Raw genomic sequence first — 26191 nt, 5'->3', positions numbered from 1 at the left:
ACGCCGTGCTCGCGGAGGCGGACGCCGCCACAGGGCCGGACCCGCCGGCGGCCTGTGGAATCGGTCAGAACTGGAACACCAGCCGGGCGGCGACGTGGCCGCTCAGCACCTCGTCGAAGCAGGCGTTGACGTCCTCGAGGACGCGCGGCTCGGCGTTCACCTGGGTACGGCCCGCCGCGTGCAGCGCGAACACCTCCGCCAGGTCCTGCCGGGTCCCGACGATCGACCCGATGACGGAGATCCCGCCCAGCACGGTCTCGAAGATCGGCACCCGGATGGCGGCGTCGCCCGCGGGCAGTCCCACGCACACCAGGCGGCCGCCGCGCCGCAACGACCGGTACGCCTGCTCGAACGGCTCGGCCGAGGCCGTCAGGACCACCGCCACATCCGCGCCGCCGGCCTGGCGGATCTCCTTCACCGGGTCGGCGGCGCGGGCGTCGACGACCTGGTCCGCGCCGAGCTTCTCGGCCATGTGGAGCTTGTCCTGCTCGATGTCGACGGCGGTGACGAAACCGCCGACCAGCCGCGCGTACTGCACCGCCAGGTGCCCGAGGCCGCCGACCCCGAACACCGCGACCCGCTCGGCCGGCGTGACGCCCGCCACCTTGATCGCCTTGTAGGTGGTGACCCCGGCGCACGTCAGCGGCGCCGCGTCGAAGGAGGACACCCCGTCCGGCACCTCCACCACGCCGTTGACGTAGGCGACGGCGTACTCGGCGTAGGCGCCGTCGACGGAGTAACCGCTGTTGATCTGGCTCTCGCACAACGTCTCCCGTCCCGAGACGCAGTACCGGCAGCGTCCGCACGCCGATCCGAGCCACGGGATCGCGACCCTCGTGCCCAGCCACTCCTCCGGCACGCCGTCGCCGGTCCTTTCGACCGTGCCGACTCCCTCGTGGCCGGGGACGAACGGCGGCCTCGGCTTGACCGGCCAGTCCCCGCGGGCGGCGTGGATGTCGGTGTGGCACAGCCCCGACGCCTTCATCCGCACCAGCACCTGGCCGGGCCCTGGCCGCGGGATCGGCATGTCCCGGATCTCCAGCGGCTTGTCGAATCCGGTGACCACTGCTGCCTTCATGACCGTCTCCTGTCGTCTCTGCCGTGTCCGGCGCGTCTTTTGTGCACGTCCTGTGCGGCGGGACCGGTGCGGGCGCCCGCACCGGTCCCGCCTCCGGCGGTCAGTAGGTCGTCCTCATGCCGTCCATGGGAGTGAGGAGGTCGCGTCCGCCGGACCCCTTCCGGCCGCCCGGGGCGGGCAGGGCGTGCCGGACCGTCGCGATCAGCCACAGCGCGACCACGGCGTAGACCAGCACGGCGAGCGCGACCTCGTTCGCGGTGATCAGGGCGGCCACCGCCGCGATCAGCGCCGTGACGCCGAGCGCGGTCGCGACCACGTTGTAGGCCCGCGTCGCGGCCGTGGCCGTCCTCCCGGTCAGGTCACCGGCCGAGCCGAGCGCGCAGCCGCCCACGGTGCCGAGGACGAGGACGGCACCGGCGGTCCACCTGACACCTGAGACGAAGGCCAGAGCCACCCCCTCCAGGTAGCAGACGTAGACCGCGACCACGGCCGCGGCGCAGATCGTCGTGACCGCGTCCTTCCAGGTCAGCCTCATGACACCGAGCCTCCTTCCCCTCCGGGGCCACTCAGGTGAGGGCTTTGGCTCCACGGTCGTACGGGACGGGTCCGGGCGGCAGTGCCGAAGGGCCCGGGCCGCCCGGCGTTGTGCCCCGCTTCCGCGGCCGGCCGGTCCCGGCCGCGCGGCCCCGCCGGAGGGCCGGACGGGCCGCGAGGTCCGGACGTTCGGCCCTGCCGCCCTTCCCCGGCGCGCGCGACGCTCGTGTCAAAGTGTCTCGGGGAAGAAGATGATCATGATGTTCCCGATCCGTCATCTCATCACCGGCACCGCCATGGCCGTCGCCGTGACCGTGCCGGCGGCGTTACCGGCGCAGGCGGCCCAGGTCGCCCAGGTGCCCACACTGGTCGGCATCCGCGCCGCCCACTATCCCGGTCTGGACCGCCTCGTGTTCCGGTTCCGCGGCGGCGTCCCCGCGTGGGTGCGGGCAGATTACGTCTCCCGGCTCGTCGACGAGGGCTCCGGGCGCACCGTCGGCGTGGTGGGCGACGCCCTGCTGCGGGTGCGTTTCGCGAGGGCCGGCGACGAAGGCGCGCACGGCGGTCCGGCCTACGGCGCGGCGCGCCGCACCTACCCGCTGCCCGGGGTCATCCAGGTGGTCTCCGCGGGCTCCCGCCACACCACGCTCACCTTCGGCGTCGGCCTGGCCAAGCGGGTGCCGTACCGGATCTACAAACTCACCCGGTCCGATCTCGTCGTGGTGGACATCACCACTCGCTACCGCACCGTTCCGGTACGCGACTACTTCATGGACACCGCCCGCTACACCACCGGGCACATGCCGTACACCACCGCGGTGCGGCGGCCGGTCATCCCGCCGGCCACCGCGTACGGCGCCCTGCAGCGGCTGTTCGCCGGGCCCACCCAGGCCGAGAAGGCGCAGGGGCTGCGCTTCGTCTCCTCCAAGGCCACGGGCTTCAGCAAGCTCACCGTCAAGAGGGGGGTCGCCAGGGTCTACCTGACAGGCGACGTCGGCAGCGGAGGTGCCGCCTTCACCGTCGCCGACCTGATCGGGCCGACGCTCAAGCAGTTCCCGTCCATCAGGTGGGTCAAGATATACGACGCCGCCGGCCGCACACAGCACCCCTACGGGCCGTCCGACTCCATCCCGGAAACCCTGGAGCCGTAGCCGGCGCCGTGTGGCGGGGCCCGGACGGCGATCCGCCGTCCGGGCCCGTTCCGACGGCGTCGCCCGTCGTTTCCGGCGACCGGTGGAAACCCGTCACCGCCGCGCCGGAAAACCTTTTCGGCCTCCTTCGCGACGGACCGTCGCGGGGCCGTTTCCGGATCGCTTGGCGACATATCACCGATTACGGCCCGCCGCGTCCCGGCGGGCCGGAAAGCCGCTCTCACCTGGGGTTGGGCTCCGACTTTTCCACCATTGTTTGCCAATCGCCCGTCAATCGGAGGACGACAGGCTTGGCCGGGCTTCGAAAACAAGTGGAAACGAGGGCGAGATGGCCGAGCAGACGCACACCACGCACAATCCCTTCGAGGAGCTGGTGCCTGCCACCGGGATCGGGGACTGGGCGTACCAGGCGCGTACCGATCTGGCCAGGTACATCAAGCCGCTGACGATCAGGGACGAGGTCAAGCCGTACGCCGAGGCGGTGGAGCAGCGGTTGCGGGCCCTGGAGACCGCCGTCAAGGTCAAGAAGGTCCCGGAGGGCACGGCGCGCGCCCAGTTCGTCGAGTGGCTGCTCGCCAACGACTACGGCGGTTTCCTGTTCTACTCGGACAAGCACGACGCGGAGGTCCAGGCGGCGAACGCGGCGGCCGCGCAGAAGGCCACGGACCGGATGATCCAGAGTGCGCGCGAAGTGGCCGTCCAGACGCGTCACGGCTACAGCGGCGTGGGCGACAAGATCGGCACCGTGGTCGTCGGGATGGCCGACACGGTCGGGGGCGTCACCCACGTCGGTCACAGCGGCGGCTACACCCGCGCCCAGCAGCAGCACCCGCTCATGGCGGAACTCGTCGCCTGGACGAAGCAGCGCGAGGACTGGGACACGGACGCGTGCGCCGAGGTGGACGCGATGAACAAGTACCTGCTGGGCTCCACCCACACACGGCTGAGCCAGATCCCGCGCGGGAAGCTGTTCTTCCACGCCGAGACCTACAACTGGTCCGACGGCAAGTGGCAGGCGCGCAAGGCGTGCGGCAACTGCGACCAGTGGCTGAAGAGGATCGGCGCGGGCCGCGTCTGAGCGGGCCCGGGGCGGCGCGGCGCGGTCATCGCGCCGGTTCCCCGAGTTCCCTGAGGGACGCGGACAGGCGATCCGCGGCGTGGTGGGCGGCGGTCGTGGCGGGGGTGTGCGGGGTGAGGAGGCGGCCGTCGCGTTTCACCACGGTGCCGGCGACGAGGACGGTGTCGACGTTGCCGGGGTGGGCGGCGGTGACGACGGTGGCGACGGGGTCGTGGCGGGCGCCGGAGAGGTTGACGGCGTCGGTGCGCAGGAGGACCAGGTCGGCGTGTTTGCCGGGGCGCAGCGAGCCCACCTGGTCGTCCAGGCCGAGGGCGGCGGCGCCGTCCAGGGTGGCCATGCGGAGGATGTCGGCGGCGGCCGGGCGGGGGGTGTCCCCCTCCCGGCCGGCGTGTTCCAGGCGGGCGGTGAGCAGGGCCGCGCGCATCAGCGAGAACATGTCGCCGGGGGACGAGGTGACGACGTCGGCGCCGAGGGCGGTGGTGACCTTGGCCTCGCGCAGCCGGGTGATCACCGGTGGGCCGTGGCCCATCTGGGCCTCGACGCCGGGGGCGACGGCGACCGCGCCGCCCGAGCCGGCGATGAGGCGCAGCTCGTGGCCGGGCAGCGAGTTGCCGTGCACGTAGAGGGTGCCGGGGGCCAGCAGGTCGTGGTCGCGCAGGGTGGCGACGGGGTGTTCGGCGAGGGGGCCGCTGGCGACGTGGACGGCGATGCGGAGGCCGAGGTCGCGGGCCAGGAGCCAGTCCTCGCGCACCGTCTCCAGCGGGCTGTACGACGGGCCGCGCGGCGCCAGCACCATGCGCAGCAGGGACGTGTCGCCGGGGAAGTGGGCGGCGCGGACGCGGCGCACCTCGGCGGGGTCGCGGACGCCGGGACGGCCGCCGCCGGGGCCGAACAGGGGGTAGCCGTAGCCGAACACGGCGCGCACGCCGGACTCGCGCAGCGCCGACAGAACCGCCTCGGTGTGGTCGGGTGACTGCTGGATGTCGGAGTAGTCCTGCACGGTGGTGATGCCGCCGTCGAGGCACTCCAGCGCGCCGGCCAGGGTGGCGGCGCGCACGTCCTCGGGGGTGACGCGGCGGGCGAGGCGGCGCTGCACCAGGGACACGTAGTCCATCAGCCCGGCGTCGGGGGCGATGCCGCGCAGCACGGTCTGCCACAGGTGCCGGTGGGCGTCCACGAAGCCGGGCAGCACGATGCGCGCGGAGCAGTCCAGCACGGCGGCGCCGGCGGACGGCAGGCCGGGGCCGACGGCGGCGATCCGGCCGTCCTCGACGAGCACGTCCACGCCGTGCCGGGCGTGCGGCTCGGGCTCGGTGTCGATGACGGTGGCGCCGCGAAGCAGCAGGCGGTCGGCGGGCATGGCGCTCCCCCGTGCGTCGGGACGTGGGCTACGCCGAGCAAGGTACCCCGGCTCGCCTCACCACCCACAGGACACGCCGGTGCGACCCCGTGGCGCGTGGGGCTTTAGAAGGCGCAAAGGCAGCCATTAGGGCGACCGGTGATGGTCGGGACAGGCAGACGGACCCCATGGTCCTGAGGCGGCGGTCCGCGGTGCATCGGACGAACCATGCGCCGCCCGGATGAAGGAGAGCCCGGCGCACGATGGTAATCGAGCCCAACTCCGCTGTTCCCGATGGACGGACCCCCGCCGCCGTGGACGTCCCCGGTGTCTGGGCGGCGCCCGGCGAGGACGACACCCGGATCGCCGTGGTGGGCCTCGCCTGCCGGCTGCCGCGGGCGGCCGGGCCGGAGGCGTTCTGGCGCAACCTCGCGGACGGCGTGGACGCGATCAGCGAGGTGCCCGCGGGACGCTGGGACGTGGACGCCTGCCACGACACGGACGCGGCGGCGCCCGGCAGGCGCGGCGGCTTCGTGGACGGGGTGGAGCTGTTCGACGCGGGGTTCTTCGGCATCGCGCCGCGCGAGGCGGAGGCGATGGACCCGCAGCAGCGGCTGATGCTGGAGCTGAGCTGGGAGGCGCTGGAGGACGCCCGCGTCGTGCCGGCGAGCCTCGCGGGCAGCCGTACGGCGGTGTTCGTCGGGGCCATCAGGGACGACTACGCGCTGCTGCTCGATCGCCAGGGCGCCGAGGCCATCACCCAGCACACCGTGACCGGCACCAACCGCGGCATCATCGCCAACCGGGTCTCCTACACACTCGGGCTGCGCGGCCCCAGCGTCACCGTGGACACCGCGCAGTCGTCCTCGCTGGTGGCCGTGCACCTGGCCTGCGCGAGCCTGCACGACGGCGAGGCGGACGTCGCCATCGCGGGCGGTGTGCACCTGAACCTGGTGCCCGAGGGCGCGGTCGGCGCCGCGAAGTTCGGCGGGTTGTCGCCGGACGGGCGCTGCCACACCTTCGACGCGCGGGCCAACGGATACGCGCGGGGCGAGGGCGGCGCGGCCGTGGTGCTCAAGCCGCTGCGCCGGGCCGTCGCCGACGGCGACCGGATCGTCTGCGTGATCCACGGCAGCGCGGTCAACAACGACGGCGCCACCGAGGGCCTGACCGTGCCGAACCCCGCCGCCCAGCGTGAGGTCGTGCGGCTGGCCTGGGAGCGGGCCGGCGTCCACCCCGGCGAGGTGCAGTACGTCGAGCTGCACGGCACCGGCACCCGCCGCGGCGACCCCGTCGAGGCCGCCGCCCTCGGCGCGGCCCTCGGGACCGGCCGGGAGGAGCCGCTGCGCGTCGGCTCCGCCAAGACCAACGTCGGCCACCTGGAGGGCGCCGCCGGCGTCGTCGGGCTGCTCAAGGCGGCCCTCAGCATCCGGCACCGCGCGCTGCCCCCGAGCCTCAACTTCGAGACGCCGAACCCGCAGATCCCTCTGGACGCGCTGCGCCTGTCCGTCCAGCGTTCCCTCACCCCGTGGCCCTCCCCCGGCCGCCCGCTCGTCGCGGGTGTCAGTTCCTTCGGCATGGGCGGCACCAACTGCCACGTGGTCCTCTCCGACTGGCCGGCTCAGGAGCCGCGGGTGGCGCCGCGGGACGGCCGGGGCGGCGCCGCGGTGCCGGTGCCGCTGGTGGTGTCGGGGCGCGGCGCGCGGGGGTTGCGCGGGCAGGCCGCGCGGTTGCGTGAGTGGCTCGGCGGCGGGGACGGGCTCGACGCCGTCGCGTCCTCGCTGGCCGGCACGCGGACGGTGTTCGAGCACCGCGGCGTCGTGCTGGCGGGCGACGTGGACGGTGCGCGGCGAGGGCTTGCGGCGCTGGCGGACGGGCGTGAGGACCCCCAGGTGGTCGTGGGGCGGGTCCGCGACGGGGGGACGGCGGTCATGTTCCCCGGGCAGGGAAGCCAGCGGGCCGGGATGGGGCGGGGGTTGTCCGAGGCGTTCCCGGTGTTCGCGGACGCGTTCGACGCGGTGTGCGCGGAGCTGGACGGGCACGTCGGGCGGCCGGTGCGGGAACTCGTGTTCGGCGAGGGCGAAGCGGGCCTGCTGGACCAGACCGCGTACACGCAGCCCGCGATGTTCGCGATCGAGGTGGCGCTGTTCCGGCTGATCGAGAGCTGGGGGGTGCGGCCGGACCTCCTCATCGGGCACTCGGTCGGGGAGATCGCGGCCGCGCACGTGGCGGGGGTGTTGTCCCTCGCGGACGCGGCGGGGCTCGTCGCGGTGCGCGGGCGGCTCATGCAGGAGCTGCCGGCCGGCGGGGCGATGGTGTCCGTCGAGGCCGCGGCCGAAGAGGTGCTCCCCCTGCTGGACGGGCGGGCCGGCGTCGCGGCCGTCAACGGGCCGCGGGCCACAGTGGTGTCGGGGGACGAGGACGCCGTGCTGGAGATCGCCGAGGCGTTCCGGGCCCGGGGCAGGAAGGCGACGCGGCTGCGGACCAGCCACGCGTTCCACTCGCCGCGCATGACGCCCATGATGGACGCCTTCCGCGCGGCCGCCGGCGCGTTGAGCTTCGCGCCGCCGTCCATCCCCGTGGTCTCCAACCTCACCGGCGAGCCCGTCGCACCGGAGACCTTGTGCGATCCGGAGTACTGGGTACGGCACGTACGCGAGCCGGTGCGGTTCATGGACGGCGTGCGGGCCCTGCGGGCCGGGGGCGTGACCACCTTCCTGGAGCTCGGCCCCGGCGCCGTGCTCAGCGCACTCGCCGGGGACTGCCTGCCGGGGGACGCGGACGTGGCCGTCGTGCCCGCCCTGCGGCCCGGCGCTCCCGAGCCCACCGCGCTCGTCCTGGCCGTGGCACGGGCCTTCACCCGCGGCACGCCGGTGGACTGGCACGCCCTCACCGGCACCACCGAGCCGGTGGACCTGCCCACGTACGCGTTCCAGCGCGAACGCCACTGGCCGGACACCACCGCACGCCGCGCCACGGCCGGGCCGGCCCTGCCCCACGGCGCGGCCACCGGCGGACCGGGCCACGGGCGGGAGGACGCGGACCCCCGCGGCCTCACCCAGGTGCCGGACCCGCGCGACCCCGACGGGGGCGAGCGGCTTCTCGACCTGCGCGGCCGCACCGAGGGCGAGCAGGAGCGTGAGGCGCTGGAGCTGGTGCGGACCGCCGTGGCGCTGGTGCTCGGGTACGTGACGCCCGGCGCGGTGGAGACCGACCGGCCGTTCAAGGACCTCGGGTTCGACTCGCTGACCCTCGTGGAACTGCGTGACCGCCTGGCCGCCGCCACCGGGCTACGGCTGCCGGCCGCCGCGCCGTACAGCCACCCCACCCCGGCCGCCCTGGCCCGCCACCTGCGCGCGGAACTGCTCGGCACGCGCCGCGACGGCGCCGCCGAGGCCGCGCCCGCCGCCACGGGCGAGCCCATCGCCGTCGTCGGCATGAGCTGCCGCTACCCCGGCGGGGTGACCTCGGCGGACGACCTGTGGCGGCTCGTGCTGGAGGGCCGCGACGCCATCGGGCCGTTCCCCGGCAACCGCGGCTGGGACCTGGAAACGCTGTACGACCCCGACCCGGCGAGACCCGGCACCTCCTACGCCCGCGAGGGCGGGTTCCTCTACGACGCCGACCGGTTCGACGCGGAGTTCTTCGGCGTCAGCCCGCGCGAGGCCGCCGCCATGGACCCCCAGCAGCGGCTCCTGCTCGAGACCGCGTGGGAGGCCCTGGAGCAGGCCGGCATCGCGCCGGACTCGCTGCGCGGCACACGGACCGGGGTGTTCGCCGGGCTCACCGCGCAGGACTACGGCCCGCGGCTGCACGAACCGGCGGGCGGCTCGGACGGCTACCTGCTCACCGGCGGCACCACCAGCGTCGCCTCCGGCCGCGTCGCGTACACGCTGGGGCTCGAGGGCCCCGCGGTGACCGTCGACACGGCCTGCTCGTCGTCGCTGGTGGCGCTGCACCTGGCCGCGAACGCCCTGCGGCACGGCGAGTGCGCGCTGGCCCTGGCGGGCGGCGCCACGGTGATGGCCTCCCCCGGCATGTTCGTGGAGTTCAGCAGGCAGCGCGGCCTCGCCCCCGACGGCCGGTGCAAGGCGTTCGCCGCCTCCGCCGACGGCACCGCGTGGTCCGAGGGCGCCGGCGTGGTGGTGCTGGAACGGCTGTCGGACGCCCGGCGCAACGGCCACCCGGTGCTGGCCCTGCTCAGCGGCTCGGCGATCAACCAGGACGGCGCGAGCAACGGCCTGACCGCCCCCAACGGCGCCGCGCAGGAACGCGTCATCCGGCAGGCACTCGCCGGCGCCGGCGCCGCCGCGCGGGACGTGGACGCGGTGGAGGCGCACGGCACCGGCACCACCCTCGGCGACCCCATCGAGGCCGAGGCGATCCTCGCGACGTACGGCAGGGACCGTCCGGCGGACCGGCCGGTGTGGCTCGGCTCGCTGAAGTCCAACGTCGGGCACGCGCAGGCCGCGGCCGGGATCGGCGGGGTCGTCAAGATGGTCATGGCGCTGCGGCACGGCGTGCTGCCGAAGACGCTGCACGTGGACGCGCCGTCCCCGCACGTCGACTGGAGCGCGGGCCACGTCGCGCTGCTCACCGAGACCACCCCGTGGCCGGACAACGGCCGCCCCAGGCGGGCCGCGGTCTCGTCCTTCGGCATCAGCGGCACCAACGCCCACGTCGTCCTCGAAGAGGCCCCCCGGGCGGACACCTCCGGGGATGAGGGCCGCGACCCTACCGGGCCCTGTGCGGTGGCCTGGCCGGTCTCGGCCCCCTACCCGGCCGGTCTGCGGGCCCAGGCCGGCCGGGTGCTGGGGCACCTCGGCGAACGGCCCGAGCTCGACCCCGCCGACGTGGGGTTCTCCCTCGCCACAGGCCGCGCGGCGTTCGAGCACCGCGCCGTGGTGATCGGGGACGACGCCGCGGAGCTGGCGTCCGGTCTCGCGGCCCTCGCCGCGGGCAGGCCGGCGCCCGGCCTGGTGACCGGCAGGACCGGGCCGGGTGGGGTCGCGTTCCTGTTCACCGGGCAGGGCAGCCAGCGGCCCGGCATGGGCAGTGAGCTGTACCGGACGCGGCCGGTGTTCGCGGCCGCCCTGGACGAGGTGTGCGCGCACCTGGACCCGCTGCTCGGCCGGTCGCTGCGGGACGTGATGTTCGCGCCCGGGGGAAGCGCGGACGCCGCGCTCCTCGACCGGACGATGTTCACGCAGGCCGGGCTGTTCGCGCTCGAAGTGGCGCTGTACCGGCTGATGGAGCACTACGGCGTGCGGCCGGACCACCTGATCGGCCACTCCATCGGTGAGCTCGCCGCCGCGCACGTCGCGGGCGTGTTCACGCTGCCGGACGCCTGCGCGCTGGTCGCGGCCCGGGGACGGCTGATGGGAAGCACCTCACCGGACGGCGTCATGATCGCCGTACGGGCCTCAGAGGGACAGGTCACCGCCGCACTGGCCGGGCTGGAGGACCGGGTGGCCGTGGCAGGCGTCAACGGCCCCACGTCCACCGTCATCTCCGGCGACGCCGACGCGGTGAAACGCGTCGCCGCACTGCTGGAGTCCCAGGGCCACCGTACGCGGCGGCTGCGGGTGGCGCACGCGTTCCACTCCCCGCACATGGACCCGATCCTGGCGGAGTTCCGCGAGGTCGCGGCCGGGCTGACGTACACCGAGCCCCGAATCCCCCTCGTCTCCAACGTGACCGGCGACCTCGCCACCCCCGGCCTGCTCACCTCACCGGACTACTGGGCCCGCCAGATCCGCGAGCCCGTCCGCTTCATGCCCGGCATCCACCACCTACGCACCACCGGCACCGCCGTCTACCTGGAACTGGGCCCCACCCCCACCCTCACCCCCCTGACCCGCGAGTGCCTCACCGAGGAAACACCCGCCGCCCCGACCAGCGACCCGACCAGCGCCCCGACCGGCGACCCCGTGGAGGCCGGCCACGTGGGGGTGCCCGCTCCCGTCGTGAGCGAGGCAGGCGCCGGACCCGTCCTCGTGGCGGCCCTGCGGCAGGGGCGGCCGGAGACCCGGTCGGTGCTCACCGCGCTGGCCCACGCGTACAGCCGGGGAGTGCCCGTGGACTGGGCACGCCACGTGCCCGGTGCGCGGCGGGTGCCCCTGCCGACCTACCCGTTCCAGCGCCGCCGCCACTGGCTGGACGCCGGGACCGGCGACGCCCTGGGCCTGCGCCCCACCGGCCACCCGCTGACCGGCGGGGCCGTGAGCCTGGCCGACGGCGACGGCCTCCTGCTCACGGGCCGCCTCTCCACGGCCACCCACCCGTGGCTGGCAGACCACACCATTCTCGGCACCACGGTCCTGCCCGGCACCGCGTTCGTGGAACTCGCCATCCACGCCGGCGACCAGGCCGGCTGCCCCTACCTGTCCGAGCTGATCCTCGAGTCGCCGCTGGTCCTGCCGGCCGGCGCCACGGTACGGGTCCAGGTCACGGTCGGCGGCGACGACTCCGGACGCCGCACATTCGCCGTCCACTCCCGGCTGGGCGAGGACGAGTGGACCCGGCACGCCACCGGCATCCTCACGTCCCACCCATCCGACATTTCCGAAATGTCCCACAAGTCGGGGCCCGATACCGTCGGTGCAGCCGGTGCCCACGATGCCCAAGGTGGTCCCGGCGCGGCCGGCACCTCCGACACGGCCGGCACCCCCACCGGCACGGCCGGCACCCCTGACGCAGCCAGCACCCTCAGCGCGGGCGTCACCACCGACACGGCCAGCGGCCCCAGCGTCACCACCACCGCCACCATCAGCACCGATGTCACCACCAGCACCGGCGCCACCATCAGCGCGGGAGACAGTGCCGGCATGGGGGGCATCACGGTGTGGCCGCCGTCTGGGGGCGTGGCTGTTGAGGTGGAGGGGTTCTACGAGCGGCTCGTGGGGCTCGGGTACACCTACGGGCCCGAGTTCCAGGGGGTCACGGGGGTCTGGCGGGAGGGGGACGATCGGTACGTCGAGGTGACGCTGGGGGCGGAGCAGCGCGAGGCGGCCGGGGGGTTCGGGGTGCATCCGGCGTTGCTGGACGGGGCGTTGCACGTGCTGGTTCTGGAGGCGGCGGGGGGTGACGGGCAGGTCCATCTGCCGTTCAGCTGGAGTGGGGTGACGCTGCACGGGACGGGGGCCACCACGTTGCGGGTGCGTCTCTCGCCCGCGGGGGCGGGGAGCTGGAGGCTGTTTGCCGTCGATCCGGCCGGGGACCCGGTGGTGACGGTGGAGGCGTTGCGTCTCCAGCCGGTGCCGTCGGGGCGGGCGGGCGTCACGCGGCGGGACACCCTTTACGCGCTGGAGTGGACGCCGGTCGATCCCGGGGCGGCGTTCAGCGGTCGTGTCGCGGTGCTCGGGGCCGATCCGGGGGCGGCGGCGGCGCTGGGTGCCGTGACGTACTCCGGTCTGGACGCGCTGGCGGAGGCCGTCGCGCAGGGGGCGCCGGTGCCCGACGTGGTGGTGGCGTCCTTGGAGGACGACCTCGGCCTCACCGGGGCCGTCGCGGGCGCGCACGCGGCGACGCACCGGGTGCTGGGATTGCTGCGGGGATGGCTGGCGGAGGAGCGGTTCGAGGCCGCGCGGCTGGTCGTGGTGACGCGTGGGGCGGTGGCGGCGGCGCCGGGGGACGGTGTGCCGGAGCTCGCCGGGGCGCCGGTGTGGGGTCTGGTCCGCACGGCTCAGTCGGAGCACCCCGGCCGGTTCCGCCTCGTCGACGTGGACGGCCCGAGTGCCCCGCTCGCGTCCGTGCTCGGCACCGACGAGCCGCAACTCGCCCTGCGCGCCGGGCACCCGCTCGCCCCCCGCCTGACCCGCGTACCCGCCGGCCCCACCACACGGGACCGGGCCGACCGGGACGGGCACACCACGGGCGAACACGGCACGGCAGGCCAGGACGGTCACGTCCCGCACGAGGGGGCGGCAGGGGACGTGGCCGGCGCCGACGCCGTCCTCGCCGGGACGGCCGCAGGGGGCAGCGGGGTCGCGCAGGAGTCCGCTGCCTCCGGAACGGCCTCCGGCGAGGGCGGTCCCGTCTCACCGGGGTTCAGGGCGGGGGGGACCGTGCTGATCACGGGGGGGACGGGGGTGCTCGGGGGGGTGCTCGCGCGGCATCTGGTGGAACGGCACGGGGTGCGGCATCTGTTGCTCGTCGGGCGGCAGGGGCTGGACGCGCATGGGGCGCGGGAGTTGCGGGAGGAGCTTCGCGGGCTGGGTGCCGAGGTCACCGTGGCGGCCTGTGACGTCGCGGACGGGGAGGCGTTGGGGCGGCTGCTGGCGGGGGTGCCGCAGGAGCGTCCGCTCACCGGGGTGGTGCACGCGGCGGGGGTGCTCGCGGACGGGACGATCGGGAACCTCACGGCCGAGCAGGTGGACCGGGTGTTGCGGCCCAAGGTCACCGCGGCGTGGAATCTGCATACCTACGCCGGGGACGTGGACGTCTTCGTCTTGTTCTCCTCGATCACCGCGACGCTCGGCACCCCGGGCCAGGGGAACTACGCCGCCGCGAACGCCTTCCTGGACGCCCTGGCCGAGCATCGGAGCGCGCGTGGGCTGCATGCGGTCAGCCTCGGGTGGAGTCTGTGGGCGCAGACGAGTGGCATCGGGGGCGGGCTCTCCGAGGCCGACCTGGCGCGGTGGGCACGCGGTGGTGTGACGCCGTTGACGGTCGAGACCGGTCTCGCCATGTTCGATGCCGCGCTCGCCACGGGACGGGCGACCGTCGTGCCGGCGCTGCTGGACGTGGCGGCCCTGCGGGGCGCCGCGGGGGTGGTGCCCGCGGTGCTGCGAGGGCTCGTGCCAGTGACGCCCGCGCGGCGTGCGGCGGCCACGGCGGTGGGCGATGGGGACCGGCCGTGGGTGGAACGCATGGCCGCGCTGCCGGGCGAGGAGCGACGGCAGGCGGTGGAGGAGCTGGTGCGCGGCATCGTCACCACGGTGCTCGGGCACTCCTCGCCCGGCGCGATCGACCCGGCGCGGGCGTTCAAGGACATCGGCTTCGACTCGCTGACCGGGGTCGAGCTGCGTAACCACGTGAACACCGCCACCGGTCTGCGCCTGCCCTCCACCGTCGTCTTCGACCACCCCTCCCCCGCCGCTCTGGCGGCGTACCTGCTGACCCGGGTGTCCGGGCGACCGGGGCCCGCCGCCGCGGCGCCGGTCGCGGCCGTCACGGACGAGCCCGTCGCGATCGTCTCCATGGCCTGCCGCTATCCCGGTGGCGTGCGCACACCGGAGGACCTGTGGCGGCTGGTGGACACCGGCACCGACGCCATCAGCGGCTTCCCGGCCGGCCGTGGCTGGGACGTGGGCGCGTTGTACGACCCCGACCCCGAGCACTACGGGACCACGTACGCCCAGGGCGGCGGCTTCCTGCACGACGCGGCCGACTTCGACGCGGCGTTCTTCGGCATCTCGCCCCGCGAGGCCACCGCCACCGACCCCCAGCAGCGCCTCCTGCTGGAGGTCGCGTGGGAGACGCTGGAGCGCGCCGGCATCGACCCCGTCTCGCTGCGCGGCTCGGCCACGGGGGTCTTCGCCGGCGTGATGTACCACGACTACGGCGCCCGCCTCCCGAAGGCCCCGGACGGCTTCGAAGGTTTCCTGCTGACCGGCAACACCGGCAGCGTCGCGACGGGCCGGGTCTCGTTCACGTTCGGCTTCCACGGCCCCGCCGTCACGGTGGACACGGCCTGCTCGTCGTCCCTGGTGGCGGTGCACCTGGCCGCGCAGGCGCTGCGCAACGGCGAGTGCGACCTGGCACTGGCCGGGGGTGTCACCGTGATGTCCACCCCCAACACCTTCATCGAGTTCAGCCGCCAGCGCGGCCTGGCACCCGACGGCCGCTGCAAATCCTTCGCCGCCGGAGCCGACGGCACCGCCTGGGGCGAAGGCGCCGGCCTCATCCTCCTGGAACGCCTCAGCGACGCCCAACGCAACGGCCACCCCATCCTCGCCGTCGTCCGCGGCTCCGCCGTCAACCAAGACGGCGCCAGCAACGGCCTCACCGCACCCAACGGACCCTCACAAGAACGCGTCATCCGCCAAGCCCTCGCCAACGCCGGGCTGACCCCCGCCGATGTCGACACCGTGGAGGCCCACGGCACCGGAACCACCCTCGGCGACCCCATCGAAGCCCAGGCACTCCTCGCCACCTACGGCCAAAACCGCCCGGCCGACCGGCCTCTGTACCTAGGCTCCATCAAATCCAACATCGGCCACACCCAAGCCGCGGCGGGCGTCGCCGGCATCATCAAGATGATCGAGGCGATGCGGCACGAACGCCTCCCGCGGACCCTGCACATCGACACCCCGACCCCCCACGTGGACTGGTCCTCCGGCGCCGTCACCCTGCTGACCGGCCCCCGGCCCTGGACGCGGGACGACCGTCCCCGCCGCGCCGCCGTCTCCTCGTTCGGCATCAGCGGCACCAACGCCCACCTGATCCTCGAACAACCCCCCGCCGCCGAGGCCGCACGGACCGGGGGCGAGGCGCCGCCCGTCCCCATGCCGTGGCTGCTGTCCGCCAAGAGCCCGGAGGCCCTCGCCGCGCAGGCCGGGCGGCTCGCCGGCTTCCTCGACGACCACCCCGGCCTCGACGCGCGCGACGTCGCGCACGCGCTGACCAGGCGGACGACCTTCGACCACCGGGCGGTACTGATGGCAGCGGAACCCCACCCCACCGCCCTGGCCGACCTGCGGGCGGGGACGCCGAACCCCGACGTGGTCACCGGCGTCGCGGGCCCGCGGGGCAGGACCGCGATGATGTTCACCGGGCAGGGCAGCCAGCGCCCCGGCATGGGCCGCGAGCTGTACGAACGCTTCGAGGTGTTCGCCACCGCCCTGGACGAGGTCTGCGCCCACCTGGACGTGCACCTCGAACGGCCGCTGAAGCCCGTCATGTTCGCGGAGCCGGACACCGAAGAGGCCCGCCTGCTGAACACCACCCGGTACACCCAGCCGGCCCTGTTCGCCCTGCACGTCGCCCTCTACCGCCTGGCGGAGTCCTTCGGCCTGCGCCCGGACCACCTGATCGGTCACTCCGTCGGCGAGCTGACCGCCGCCCACCTGGCAGGCGTCTTCCCCCTCCAGGACGCCTGCCTGCTCGTCGCCACCCGGGCACGGCTGATGCAGAGCGCCACCCCGGGCGGCGCCATGGCCGCGCTCCAGGCCACCGAAGAGGAGATCCTGCCCCTGCTGACCGGCGCCGGGGGCGTCACGGTCGCCGCCGTGAACGGCCCGGCGTCCCTGGTCGTCTCCGGCGACCGCGAGGCCGTCGAGGCCCTCGCCGGCCGGTGGCGGGAGTCGGGCCGCGAGGCGACCCTGCTGCGGGTCAGCCACGCCTTCCACTCCCCCCACATGGACCCGATCCTCGCCGCGTTCCGCGAGACCGCCGAGTCCCTGACCTACGCCGCCCCTGCCGTCCCGGTCATCTCCAACCTCACCGGACGGCCGGCGGGTGCGGAGATCACCACCGCCGCCTACTGGACCGACCACATCCGCCAGGCCGTGCGCTTCCACGACGGCGTCACCACCCTGGCCTCCCTCGGCACCACCACGTTCGTGGAGCTGGGGCCGGACGCCACCCTCACCGCCTTCACCGGCCAGGCGGCCGAGGGCGCCGTCGCCGTCCCGATGTGCCGCCCCGGGCGGCCCGAGGCCCACACGCTGCTCACCGCCCTCGCCACCCTGCACGTCAACGGCACCGACGTCGACTGGTCGCCGCTGCTGCCCGCCCCGGCCCGCACCGTGGACCTCCCCACGTACCCCTTCCAGCGGCAGCGTTACTGGCTGGACCACGGAGCGGCCACCGGAGCCGCCGCGGGCCTCGGCCTGCTCCCCGCCGAGCACCCGCTGCTCGGCGCGGGGGTGCAGATCGCCGACGACGACTCCTGGGTGTTCACCAGCCGGATCGGGCTCTCCGCCCACCCGTGGCTGGCCGACCACACCATCGGCGACAACGCCGTCCTGCCCGCCACCGCCCTCATCGACCTCGCCGTCGCCACCGGCGACCACGCCGGCTGCACCACGGTCGAGGAACTCGTCATCCAGACCCCGCTGGTCCTCGATCCCACGGCCACCCTCACCCTGCAGCTCACGCTGAGCGCCCCGGACGACCAGGGCCACAGGACGCTGAGCGTCCACTCCCGCCCGGGCACCACCGCCACCTGGACCAAGCACGCCACCGCCACCCTCTCCAGCGCCCCCCACGACCCACCGGCCCCGGCCACCCGCCCCGAGGACGCCGAGGCGGTCGACCTCACCGGCGCCTACGACGCGCTGGCCCGCGCCGGCTACCACTACGGCCCCGCCTTCCAGTGCCTCGACGCCCTGTGGCGGCACGGCGACCACCGCCACGCCGAGCTGCGCCTCCCGGACGAGGCCGCGAGCGCCGGGCACACCCTCCACCCCGCCCTGCTGGACGCCGCCCTGCACCCCCTGGCCCTGGACGCGGCGGCGGACGGCGCCCGGCTGGTGCCGTTCTCGTTCACCGGCATCCGCCTGTACGCCACCGGCGCCACCCGCCTGCGCGCCCACCTGGAACCGGCCGGCACCGGCCACCGCCTGACCCTGACCGACCTCGCGGGCGCCCCGGTCGCCACCGTCGACGCCGTCACCCTGCGCCCGGCCGCGGCCTCCGGCGACCCGCTGTACCGCGTGGACTGGACCCCGGTCACGGTGCCCACGGCACCGCCGGTGACCCGCCCCTGGGCGGTCGTCGGGCCGCACCTGCCGGCGCTGCGCTCCACCGTGCCGGCGCACCACTACCCGGACCTGCCCGCCCTCCAGCACGCCCTCGGCACCGGCACCGCGCCGCCGCCCGTCGTCATCAGCACCGTCTTCACCGAGGCCGCGCCCGGCGACACCGCCCTCGCGGCGCGCGAGACCGTGCACCGGGGCGTCGAACTGCTCCAGCGGTGGCTCGCGGACGACCGCCTGGCCGGCACCCGCCTGGTGGTCGCCACCGCCGGCGCCGCCCCGGTGGACACCACGCAGGACGTCGACCTGGTCAACGCCCCCGTCTGGGGCCTGGTCCGCACCGCGCAGAACGAGAACCCCGACCGTGTCACGCTGCTCGACCTCCCGCCGCGCCCGCCGGCCCCGGTGAACGGCCACGCCGGCGTGGATTTGTCGGTGGTCAGCGGCCTGATCGAGGCCGAGGAGCCGCAGGCCGCGATCCGCGACGGCCGTGTGCTGGTGCCCCGCCTCGTCGCCACCCCGCCCACAGGGGACGCGCTGGTGGTGCCGCGCGAAGGGTGCTGGCGCCTGGAGGTCACCGCCCCCGGCACCGTCGACGGCCTCACCGTCATCGGGCACGACGCCGGCGCGCGTCCCCTCCAGGCGGGCGAGGTCCGCGTCGACGTCCACGCCGCGGGGATCAACTTCCGCGACCTGCTGATGACCCTCGACCTCTACCCGGACACGGTCGTGATCGGCAGCGAGGCCGCGGGCGTCGTCACCGAGGTGGGCCCGGGCGTCACGGCGCACAAGGTGGGCGACAAGGTCATGGGGCTGGTCCCCCACGCCACCTCCTCGGCCGCCGTCACCGACCAGCGGCTCGTGGTCCCGATACCCGACGGCTGGAGCTACAGCCAGGCGGCCGCCGTGCCGGTCGCGTTCGGCACCGCGTACTACGCCCTCGTGGACCTGGCGGGCACCCGCCCCGGGGACAACGTGCTCGTCCACGCGGCGGCCGGTGCGGTCGGGCAGGCGGTCACCCAGCTCGCGCACCACCTCGGCGCCACCGTCTACGCCACCGCGCACCCGTCCAAGTGGGGCGTGCTCCTGGAGAACGGCGTCGCCCCCGAACGCCGCGCCAACTCCCGCACCACCGAGTTCGAACACCACTTCCGCGACGCCCGCATCGACACCGTCATCAACTCCCTCACCGGACAAGCCATCGACGCCTCACTGCGCCTGCTCAACGGAACCGGCCACTTCGTCGAGATGGGCAAGATCGAGATTCGCCAGGACATCGGTGAGACGCACCCGGGCGTCGCGTACCGGCCGTTCGACCTCATGGACGCCGGCCCGGACCGCCTCAACCGCATCCTCACCGCCCTGAGCGAGCTGTTCGCGAGCGGCGACCTGCGACCCCTGCCGGTCACGACGTGGCCGGTCACCCACACCAAGCAGGCCCTGCGCCTGCTGCAGGCGGGACGGCACACCGGCAAGTTCGTCGTCACCGTGCCCCGCCCCGAGGCCACCACGCTGATCACCGGCGGCACCGGCACCCTCGGCGCGCTGCTGGCCCGGCACCTGGTCACCGAGCACGGCGTGCGCCACCTGCTGCTCACGAGCCGCCAGGGCCCGGACGCCCCGGGCGCCAAGGATCTGCACGCCGAGCTGACCGGGCTCGGCGCCCACGTCACCGTCGCGGCCTGCGACATCGCCGACCCGGCGGCGCTGGCCGCGCTGCTGGCGTCCGTCCCGGCCGGGCACCCTCTGGGCACCGTGGTGCACGCCGCGGGCGTGGTGGCCGACGCGACCATCGCCGGGCTGACGCCCGGGCAGATCGACACCGTGCTGCTCCCGAAGATCCAGGCGGCGTGGAACCTGCACACCCAGACCCGCGACCTGGACGCCTTCGTGTTGTTCTCCTCCATCACCGGCACCCTCGGCACCCCGGGACAGGGCAACTACGCCGCCGCCAACGCCTTCCTCGACGCGCTGGCCCACCACCGCCACACGGGCAACCAGGTCGCCACCAGCCTCGGCTGGAGCCTGTGGGAGCAGACCAGCGCGATGAGCGGCAACCTGTCGGCCGCCGACCGCACCCGCCTGAGCCGTACCGGGCTGCTCCCGCTGAGCACCGAACGGGCCCTCGCGCACTACACCGCCGCCACCACGCACACCCGGCCGCACCTCGTGCCCGCCGTCCTCGCACCCGCGCACCCGGCGCCGCCGATCCTGCGCGACCTGGTGCCCGCCCCGGCGAGCACCCCGCGGCGCCGCGCCACCGCGGCCGGCGACCCCGCCGACACCACGCGGGCCTGGGCGCGGGCCGCCAACCCCGAGCAGCAGCACACCCTGATCCTCAACCACGTGCGCACGCACGCCGCGACCGTGCTCGGCCACCCCACCCCCGACACCATCAACCCCACCCGGCCGTTCAAGGACCAGGGCTTCGACTCGCTGACCGCCATCGAGCTGCGCAACCACCTGAACAACACCACCGGCCTGCGCCTGCCGAGCACCGTCGTGTTCGACCACCCCACACCGGTGGCGCTCACCCGGCACCTGCAGTCGCACCTGGCTCCCGAGGAGCCGCGCCCCGGCCCGCCGGTGCTCGCGGCGCTGGACGAGCTGGCGGACGGCCTCGGCGACGGCGACGCCCGCGAGCGGCTCGCGCTGCACCTGGAGGACGTGCTGCGGCGGCTGCGCGGCCAGGGGGCGGACCCCGGTGACGGCGGCGTGGACGCCGAGATCGAGTCCGCCACCGACGACGAGATCTTCGCCCTCATCGAGGACGAGCTGGGATCGGCGTGACAAGGCATGGATTAGGAGGGCTTAAGAGGTGCGACCGACGATGAACAGGGCACGGTTCCCGGCCGGCGGCCGGCGCGGACCGGCCGGTGCGCCCATGGGCCGGCCGGCGACCGGAGCCGGAAGGGGCCACGATGGATCGTCCTGAGATCCGCATCCTCGGGGTGGGCACGGCCCTGCCGGGACCGCTGATCGACAACGCCGAGCTGGTGCGCAGGTTCGGGCTGCCCGAGGTGTGGGAGCAGTGGATCGACACCTTCGTCGGCACGAGCAGCCGCCACTTCGCCCTGGACCTGGAGTCAGGCGAGGTGCGCTACAGCCTGGCCGACCTCGGCGAGCAGGCCGCACGGCGGGCGCTGGACGCCGCGGGCGTCGAGGCGTCCGAGGTGGACCTCATGGTGATGGGCTCGGCCACCCCGGACAAGCTGATGCCCTCCACCGTCACCGTCGTGGCGGACCGCCTCGGGGTGGACGACATCTCGACCTACCAGTTGCTGTCCGGCTGCACCGGGGCCATCCAGGCGCTCGACGTGGCGTGCCAGATGCTCACCACGGGACGGCACCGCACCGCGCTGGTACTCGGCGGCGACACCTGCGCCAAGCACCTGGACCCGTCCATCGACCTGGCGGAGCTGTCGCTCAACATGCAGGTCAACGCGGTGCTGTTCGGCGACGCCGCCGGCGCCGCGGTGCTCAGCACCCGGGACGCACCGGAGGCGCCCGTGCTTCGGCGGGTCTTCACCCGCCTGGTGGGCCGGGGCCGCGAACCCGGGCAGACCGTCGACTGGTACGGCTGGGCGGACCGGCACTCCGACCGCGAGCCGGTCACCGAGGACTTCAAGGCGGTCGAGGAGTCGGCGCCGGTGATGGCCGCCGAGGCGCTGCAGGAACTTCTCGACGACCTCGACTGGAAGCGCACCGACCTCGACTACGTGCTGCCCCCGCAACTGTCGGGGCACATGACGCGGCGGGTCATCGAGGCGCTGGACGTGCCGGGCGCCGAGGTGGTGAGCTGCGTCGCCGAGATCGGGAACACCGCGAACGCCATCCCCTTCATCCAGCTCGAACGCGCCATCCCCGAGATGGCGATGGGTGACCGCGCGGCCGGGGTGAGCGTCGAGGCGAGCAAGTGGATCAAGGCCGGTTACGCGGTGGAGATGCCGGACGTGAGCACGGGAGGCGTGTGACGATGTCGGACACACTGACGGGTGAACAGCCCGGGGCCACCGAGACCCCGCCGCTGGAACAGTTGCGGGAGATCTGGCGGGACGTGCTGAAGCTCGACGACGTCGGGCCCGACGACGAGCTGCCCTACCTCGGCGGCCAGTCCATGCAGATCATCCAGCTCGCCGTGCGGGTCGAGCGTACGCTCGGGGTGAAGCTGCCCCTGCAGGTCCTGGTGGAGGCGACGACCCTGCGCGGCGTCGCCGAGGCGGCCGTGGAGCTGCGCCGGCCGGGGGCCGCGCGCTGATGGAGTCCGTCACCGCCCCCACGACCCGCGGCCGCGCGTACGAGCTCGCCGACGAGGACCTGCGGATCCTGCTGCTGATCCGGCACTTCGAACGCACGCTGCTCGAGCTGTTCGAGCAGGGCGAGCTCAACGGGACGACCCACACCTGCCTCGGGCAGGAGTACGTCCCGGTGGCGCTGCGCCCGCTGCTGCGCCCCCGCGACTTCGTGTTCAGCAACCACCGGGGGCACGGCCACTACCTGGCCAGGTACGAGGACCCGCACGGCCTGCTCGCCGAGATCATGGGCCGTGAGGGCGCCGTGTGCAACGGCGTCGGCGGCAGCCAGCACATCCTGCGGGACCGTTACCTGTCCACCGGCGTGCAGGGGCAGAGCCTGCCCGTCGCCACCGGCGTCGCCCTCGGCCTGAAGAAGACCGACCCGGGGGCGCTGGCCTGCGTGTACATCGGCGACGGCACGTGGGGCGAGGGCGCGGTGTACGAGGCGCTGAACATGGCGCAACTGTGGAACGCCCCGCTGCTGGTCGTGGTGGAGCACAACGGCATCGCGCAGTCCACGCCGACCGCCGCGCAGATGGCGGGCACCATCGGCGGCCGGGCCCGCGCGTTCGGGGTGCGCCACCACCGGGTCGCGACCAGCGACATCGGCCGGATCAGGGACGAGCTGGCCCCGCTGCTGCGCGACGTGCGCGACCAGTGCCGTCCCCTGGTGGTGGAGTTCCTCACCAACCGGGTCGGCCCGCACAGCAAGGGCGACGACTCGCGTCCGCCTGAGGTGATCCGGCTGGCCCGCGAGCAGGACTGGTACCGGCGGTACGGCGAGGAGTTCCCCGAGCGGATGGCCGCCTTCGACGCCGAGGCGCGCGAGCTCGTCGGCCGGGTGGCGCGTGAGGTGGCGGCCCGGCCGCCGTCGGTGTGGGAGGACCGATGAGGGTCGCGGAGAACCTCAACCTGGCGCTGCACCAGGCGTTCGAGTCCGACCCGGCGGTCCACCTGCTCGGCGAGGACGTCGCCGACCCGTACGGCGGTGCCTTCAAGATCACCAAAGGGCTGTCGAGCCGGTTCCCCGACCGGGTGCTCTCGACGCCGCTCAGCGAGGGCGGCATCGCCGGCGTGGCGGCGGGGCTGGCGCTGGCCGGCCACCCCGCCATCGTGGAGATCATGTTCGGGGACTTCGCGGCGCTGGCGTTCGACCAGATCGTGAACTTCGCCGGCAAGTCGGTGTCGATGTACGGGCGGCGCCTGGCCCTGCCGCTGGTGGTCCGCTGCCCGTCGGGCGCGGGGCGCGGCTACGGGCCCACGCACAGCCAGAGCCTGCAGAAGCACTTCGTCGGGGTGCCCGGGTTGTCGCTGTACGAGATCTCGCCGTTCCACGACAACCGCGTGCTGCTGCCGCGGATCCTCGGGCGGGCCGAGCCCGCGCTGCTGTTCGAGGACAAGGTGCTCTACACCCGGCAGATGTTCGGCGACGGGATCGTGGACGGGGTGTTCTCCTTCGACCTCATGGAGTGCGGCACCGCGCGGGTGTTCCTCGACGACCCCGACACCTTCGACTGCGTGCTGATCGTGCCGGGCGGCCTCGCGCACCGGGCCGTCGCGGCGGCGCGCACGCTGATGCTGGAGGACGAGATCTCCTGCCTGGTGCTGGTGCCCGCGCGGCTGTACCCGTTCGACGTGGAGCCGCTGCTGCCGGCGTTGTCGCGGGCCGCGGCGATCTGCGTCGCGGAGGACGGCACGGCGGGCGGCACGTGGGGCGGCGAGGTGGCGCACCAGATCCACCGCCGGCTGTGGGGCCGGCTGCGTCGGCCGGTGACGCTGGTGCACGCCGCGGACACCGTGATCCCGACGGCGGTGCATCTGGAGGAGCAGGTGATGGTGCGTGAAGGCACCATCACGGCGGCGCTCAGGGAGACCCTCAGTGACTGACGTGACCGTGACCGGCGTGACCGACGTCCGGGTGCCGAAGCTCAACAACAACGACCAGTCGTACACGCTGACCGAGTGGCTGGTCGGCGACGACGAGCCGATCGGTCCTGACGAGATCGTGGCGACCATCGAGACGTCCAAGTCCGTGCAGGACCTGGTGTGCGCCGAGGGCGGCGTGCTGCGCCACCTCGTGCCGGCCGGGTCGGAGTGCGCGCCGGGTGACGTGGTGGCCCGCGTGGTGCCGCCCGGCACGCCGAGGTCCGCCGCGCCCGCCCCGGCGGCGGCGCCCGCCGTGGACGACAAGCCGGTGATCACCGCCCCGGCGCGGGCGCTCATGGAGGAGCTCGGCGTCGACCCCGAGCTGGTGCGGACCCTCGGGGTGAGGGTGGTGCGGCGGTCCGACGTCGAAGCTCTCGCCGAGACGGTGGCCCGGCCGCGCACGGCCACGCTGCCGCGCGTGCAGCAGGCCGTGGCGCGCACCGTGACCGTTTCGCACCGGACCATCCCCGCCGCGTACACCGCGATCCGGGTGGACGTGGGCGCGGCGACCGCGGCGGCGCTGGCCGAGGGACGGCGGCTGCGCAAGATCATCTCCTTGCCGGAGCTGCTGGTGGCCGCGGTGGCCACGCTGCACGAGCAGTTCCCGCTGTGCTTCGCCGAGCCGCTGGACGACCGCACCGCGCGGCTGAGCGACGCCCCGCACATCGGGGTCACCATCGACGTCGGCACCGGCCTGTTCGTGCCGGTCGTGCGGGACGCCGCCCGGCTCACCCTGGCGCAGATCGCGGACACCATGCTGGGCTTCCGGCAGACCGCCCTGACCGGCGCGTTCCGCGAGGAGGAGCTGACCGGCGGCACCATCGGCGTCACCCTGCACAACGACCCCGACGTCGTGCTCGCCGTCCCGCTGGTGTTCCCCGGCCAGACGTGCGCGCTGGCGCTGTCCGGCGCACGCGAGGAGCTGACCCGCGACACCGCCGGCGAGGTCGTCGCGGCCACGGTCTGCCACATCGGCCTCGCCTACGACCACCGCTTCGTCAACGGCCGCGACGCGACCCTGTTCCTCCAGGCCCTCAAGGAGGCCCTGACCAAGCCGGAGCGGCTCATCGCCCCCTGACCCCGGCGCACGAGGGGCCCCTGCCGTACGGCCGGGGCCCCTCGCCCATGCCTGAGATCGCCCCCGGGCACACGTCGGCCCCGTCCACGTCCGGGCGTGGGCGGGGCCGGCGCGGTCCTGTGGGTTACCTGCCGATCTCGAAGACCCAGCGGCGGCGGCCCTGGTCGACGATGGTGGTGATGCGGGTGGTCGTGGCCTCGGTCTGGCTGATGACGCGCAGGCCGGCCGCCGCGACCTCCTTCTCCAGCATCGCGGGATACAGCAGGTGGTTCCAGTGGGCGAAGATGGTGCTCTTGCCCACCCCGCCGTTCTCCGGGCGCTGGCTGAGGATGCACATCAGCCGCTTGCCGATCTGCTGGTCGAAGTACTCGGTCATGACGCACAGCACCGGCGAGGTGCTGTCGTGGCCGATGAACACGTGGCGGCGCTCCAGCGGCGTGCCGTCCTCGTTGAGCGCGGGCAGCTCGGGCAGCGTGACGAGGAAGCGGCCGTCGTCGGTGAGGTGCTCGGCGACCGAGCGGAACAGCGACGCGCGCTGCCCCTCGTCCAGCATCCACACCGTGCCCATGCCGAGCATCACCAGGCCGTACTTGCGGCCGAGGGAGAACCGGCTCATGTCGGCCTCGACGGTGTCGAGCTTGCCGGCGTACTTCTCCCACTTGGGCTCGCGCAGCTTGTCGGCGAGGCGCTGCAGCATGTGCGGCGAGGAGTCCAGGCCGGTCACCTCGAACCCGGCCTCCAGCAGCGGCAGCGTGGTGCGGCCGTTGCCCGCGGCCAGTTCGAGCACCGGGCCGGGGCGGCCCTGCGCGATGCGGATGAAGTCGATGACCTCGGCACGGTCGTCGCCCATCATGTTGTTGTAGATGTGGGAGCCCTCGGGTCCGTACAGATCCTCGACGGGCAGCTTCCCGCCGAACAGATCCGCTATCTGCCCCATGATCCCCAGCAACTGACCGGTGTCCTCGGGCATTTCATCCTCTCTTCCCTGATCCGACATGGCCCATCGACATG

The 26191-nt window shown here is 74.3% G+C and carries 12 protein-coding genes; 8 read left to right on the top strand and 4 right to left on the bottom strand.

Annotated elements, in window-relative coordinates:
- Window positions 1–64: 64 nt before the first annotated feature.
- Both ABGB17_RS08050 and ABGB17_RS08045 read right to left on the bottom strand, forming a co-directional pair.
- Window positions 65–1078, bottom strand: a complete 1014-nt coding sequence (locus ABGB17_RS08050; protein ID WP_347627182.1) for a zinc-dependent alcohol dehydrogenase — start codon at window positions 1076–1078, stop codon at window positions 65–67.
- Window positions 1079–1178: 100 nt separating this feature from the next.
- A complete protein-coding gene (locus tag ABGB17_RS08045; protein ID WP_347627181.1) occupies window positions 1179–1613 on the bottom strand; it encodes a hypothetical protein in 435 nt (144 codons plus the stop codon).
- 256 nt (window positions 1614–1869) lie between these two features.
- On the opposite strand from ABGB17_RS08045, the gene ABGB17_RS08040 reads away from it, so the two are divergent.
- Window positions 1870–2763, top strand: coding sequence for a GerMN domain-containing protein (locus ABGB17_RS08040; RefSeq protein ID WP_347627180.1), 894 nt, complete (start codon window positions 1870–1872; stop codon window positions 2761–2763).
- 328 nt (window positions 2764–3091) lie between these two features.
- Window positions 3092–3841 (top strand): hypothetical protein, encoded by a 750-nt coding sequence (locus tag ABGB17_RS08035; RefSeq protein WP_347627179.1) that lies wholly within the window; start codon window positions 3092–3094, stop codon window positions 3839–3841.
- A 25-nt stretch (window positions 3842–3866) separates the two neighbouring features.
- Here the strand turns inward: ABGB17_RS08035 and ABGB17_RS08030 are convergent, their stop codons facing one another.
- Entirely contained in the window at window positions 3867–5201 is a 1335-nt protein-coding gene (locus tag ABGB17_RS08030; protein WP_347627178.1) for an amidohydrolase family protein, read from the bottom strand.
- A 242-nt stretch (window positions 5202–5443) separates the two neighbouring features.
- Between ABGB17_RS08030 and ABGB17_RS08025 the strand changes: the two genes are divergently transcribed.
- From ABGB17_RS08025 to ABGB17_RS08000, 6 genes are all read left to right on the top strand, one after another.
- The gene (locus tag ABGB17_RS08025; RefSeq protein WP_347627177.1) at window positions 5444–20671 is read left to right on the top strand and encodes an SDR family NAD(P)-dependent oxidoreductase; all 15228 of its coding nucleotides are present in this window, start codon (window positions 5444–5446) and stop codon (window positions 20669–20671) included.
- A 131-nt stretch (window positions 20672–20802) separates the two neighbouring features.
- Window positions 20803–21855, top strand: a complete 1053-nt coding sequence (locus ABGB17_RS08020) for a 3-oxoacyl-ACP synthase III family protein (RefSeq protein ID WP_347627176.1) — start codon at window positions 20803–20805, stop codon at window positions 21853–21855.
- A gap of 2 nt (window positions 21856–21857) precedes the next feature.
- Window positions 21858–22139: a phosphopantetheine-binding protein gene (locus ABGB17_RS08015; protein WP_347627175.1), complete on the top strand. Its 282-nt coding sequence runs from the start codon at window positions 21858–21860 to the stop codon at window positions 22137–22139.
- Window positions 22139–23068: a thiamine pyrophosphate-dependent dehydrogenase E1 component subunit alpha gene (locus tag ABGB17_RS08010; protein ID WP_347627174.1), complete on the top strand. Its 930-nt coding sequence runs from the start codon at window positions 22139–22141 to the stop codon at window positions 23066–23068. The genes ABGB17_RS08015 and ABGB17_RS08010 overlap by 1 nt, the downstream gene beginning before the upstream one ends.
- Complete coding sequence (locus ABGB17_RS08005) at window positions 23065–24063, top strand: transketolase C-terminal domain-containing protein (protein ID WP_347627173.1); 999 nt, start codon at window positions 23065–23067, stop codon at window positions 24061–24063. The genes ABGB17_RS08010 and ABGB17_RS08005 overlap by 4 nt, the downstream gene beginning before the upstream one ends.
- Window positions 24056–25180, top strand: coding sequence for a 2-oxo acid dehydrogenase subunit E2 (locus tag ABGB17_RS08000; protein ID WP_347627172.1), 1125 nt, complete (start codon window positions 24056–24058; stop codon window positions 25178–25180). The genes ABGB17_RS08005 and ABGB17_RS08000 overlap by 8 nt, the downstream gene beginning before the upstream one ends.
- A gap of 124 nt (window positions 25181–25304) precedes the next feature.
- Here ABGB17_RS08000 and mpaM read toward each other — a convergent pair whose 3' ends face one another.
- On the bottom strand, window positions 25305–26150 hold the full coding sequence (gene mpaM / locus ABGB17_RS07995) for a daptide-type RiPP biosynthesis methyltransferase (RefSeq protein WP_347627171.1): 846 nt from the start codon (window positions 26148–26150) through the stop codon (window positions 25305–25307).
- Window positions 26151–26191: the final 41 nt, after the last annotated feature.

Origin of the sequence: Sphaerisporangium sp. B11E5, assembly GCF_039871875.1 — a bacterium.
GTDB lineage: Bacteria > Actinomycetota > Actinomycetes > Streptosporangiales > Streptosporangiaceae > Sphaerisporangium.
This window is presented reverse-complemented; position numbering and strand designations above follow the sequence as displayed.

Excerpts from the sequence above, each read along its gene's own strand:
- ABGB17_RS08010 (WP_347627174.1), top strand. The coding sequence starts at position 22,139 with ATGGAGTCCGTCACCGCCCCCACGACCCGCGGCCGCGCGTACGAGCTC.
- ABGB17_RS08040 (WP_347627180.1), top strand. The coding sequence starts at position 1,870 with ATGATGTTCCCGATCCGTCATCTCATCACCGGCACCGCCATGGCCGTC.
- ABGB17_RS08025 (WP_347627177.1), top strand. The coding sequence starts at position 5,444 with ATGGTAATCGAGCCCAACTCCGCTGTTCCCGATGGACGGACCCCCGCC.
- ABGB17_RS08045 (WP_347627181.1), bottom strand. The coding sequence starts at position 1,613 with ATGAGGCTGACCTGGAAGGACGCGGTCACGACGATCTGCGCCGCGGCC.
- ABGB17_RS08050 (WP_347627182.1), bottom strand. The coding sequence starts at position 1,078 with ATGAAGGCAGCAGTGGTCACCGGATTCGACAAGCCGCTGGAGATCCGG.
- ABGB17_RS08020 (WP_347627176.1), top strand. The coding sequence starts at position 20,803 with ATGGATCGTCCTGAGATCCGCATCCTCGGGGTGGGCACGGCCCTGCCG.
- ABGB17_RS08005 (WP_347627173.1), top strand. The coding sequence starts at position 23,065 with ATGAGGGTCGCGGAGAACCTCAACCTGGCGCTGCACCAGGCGTTCGAG.
- ABGB17_RS08035 (WP_347627179.1), top strand. The coding sequence starts at position 3,092 with ATGGCCGAGCAGACGCACACCACGCACAATCCCTTCGAGGAGCTGGTG.
- ABGB17_RS08015 (WP_347627175.1), top strand. The coding sequence starts at position 21,858 with ATGTCGGACACACTGACGGGTGAACAGCCCGGGGCCACCGAGACCCCG.
- mpaM (WP_347627171.1), bottom strand. The coding sequence starts at position 26,150 with ATGCCCGAGGACACCGGTCAGTTGCTGGGGATCATGGGGCAGATAGCG.
- ABGB17_RS08030 (WP_347627178.1), bottom strand. The coding sequence starts at position 5,201 with ATGCCCGCCGACCGCCTGCTGCTTCGCGGCGCCACCGTCATCGACACC.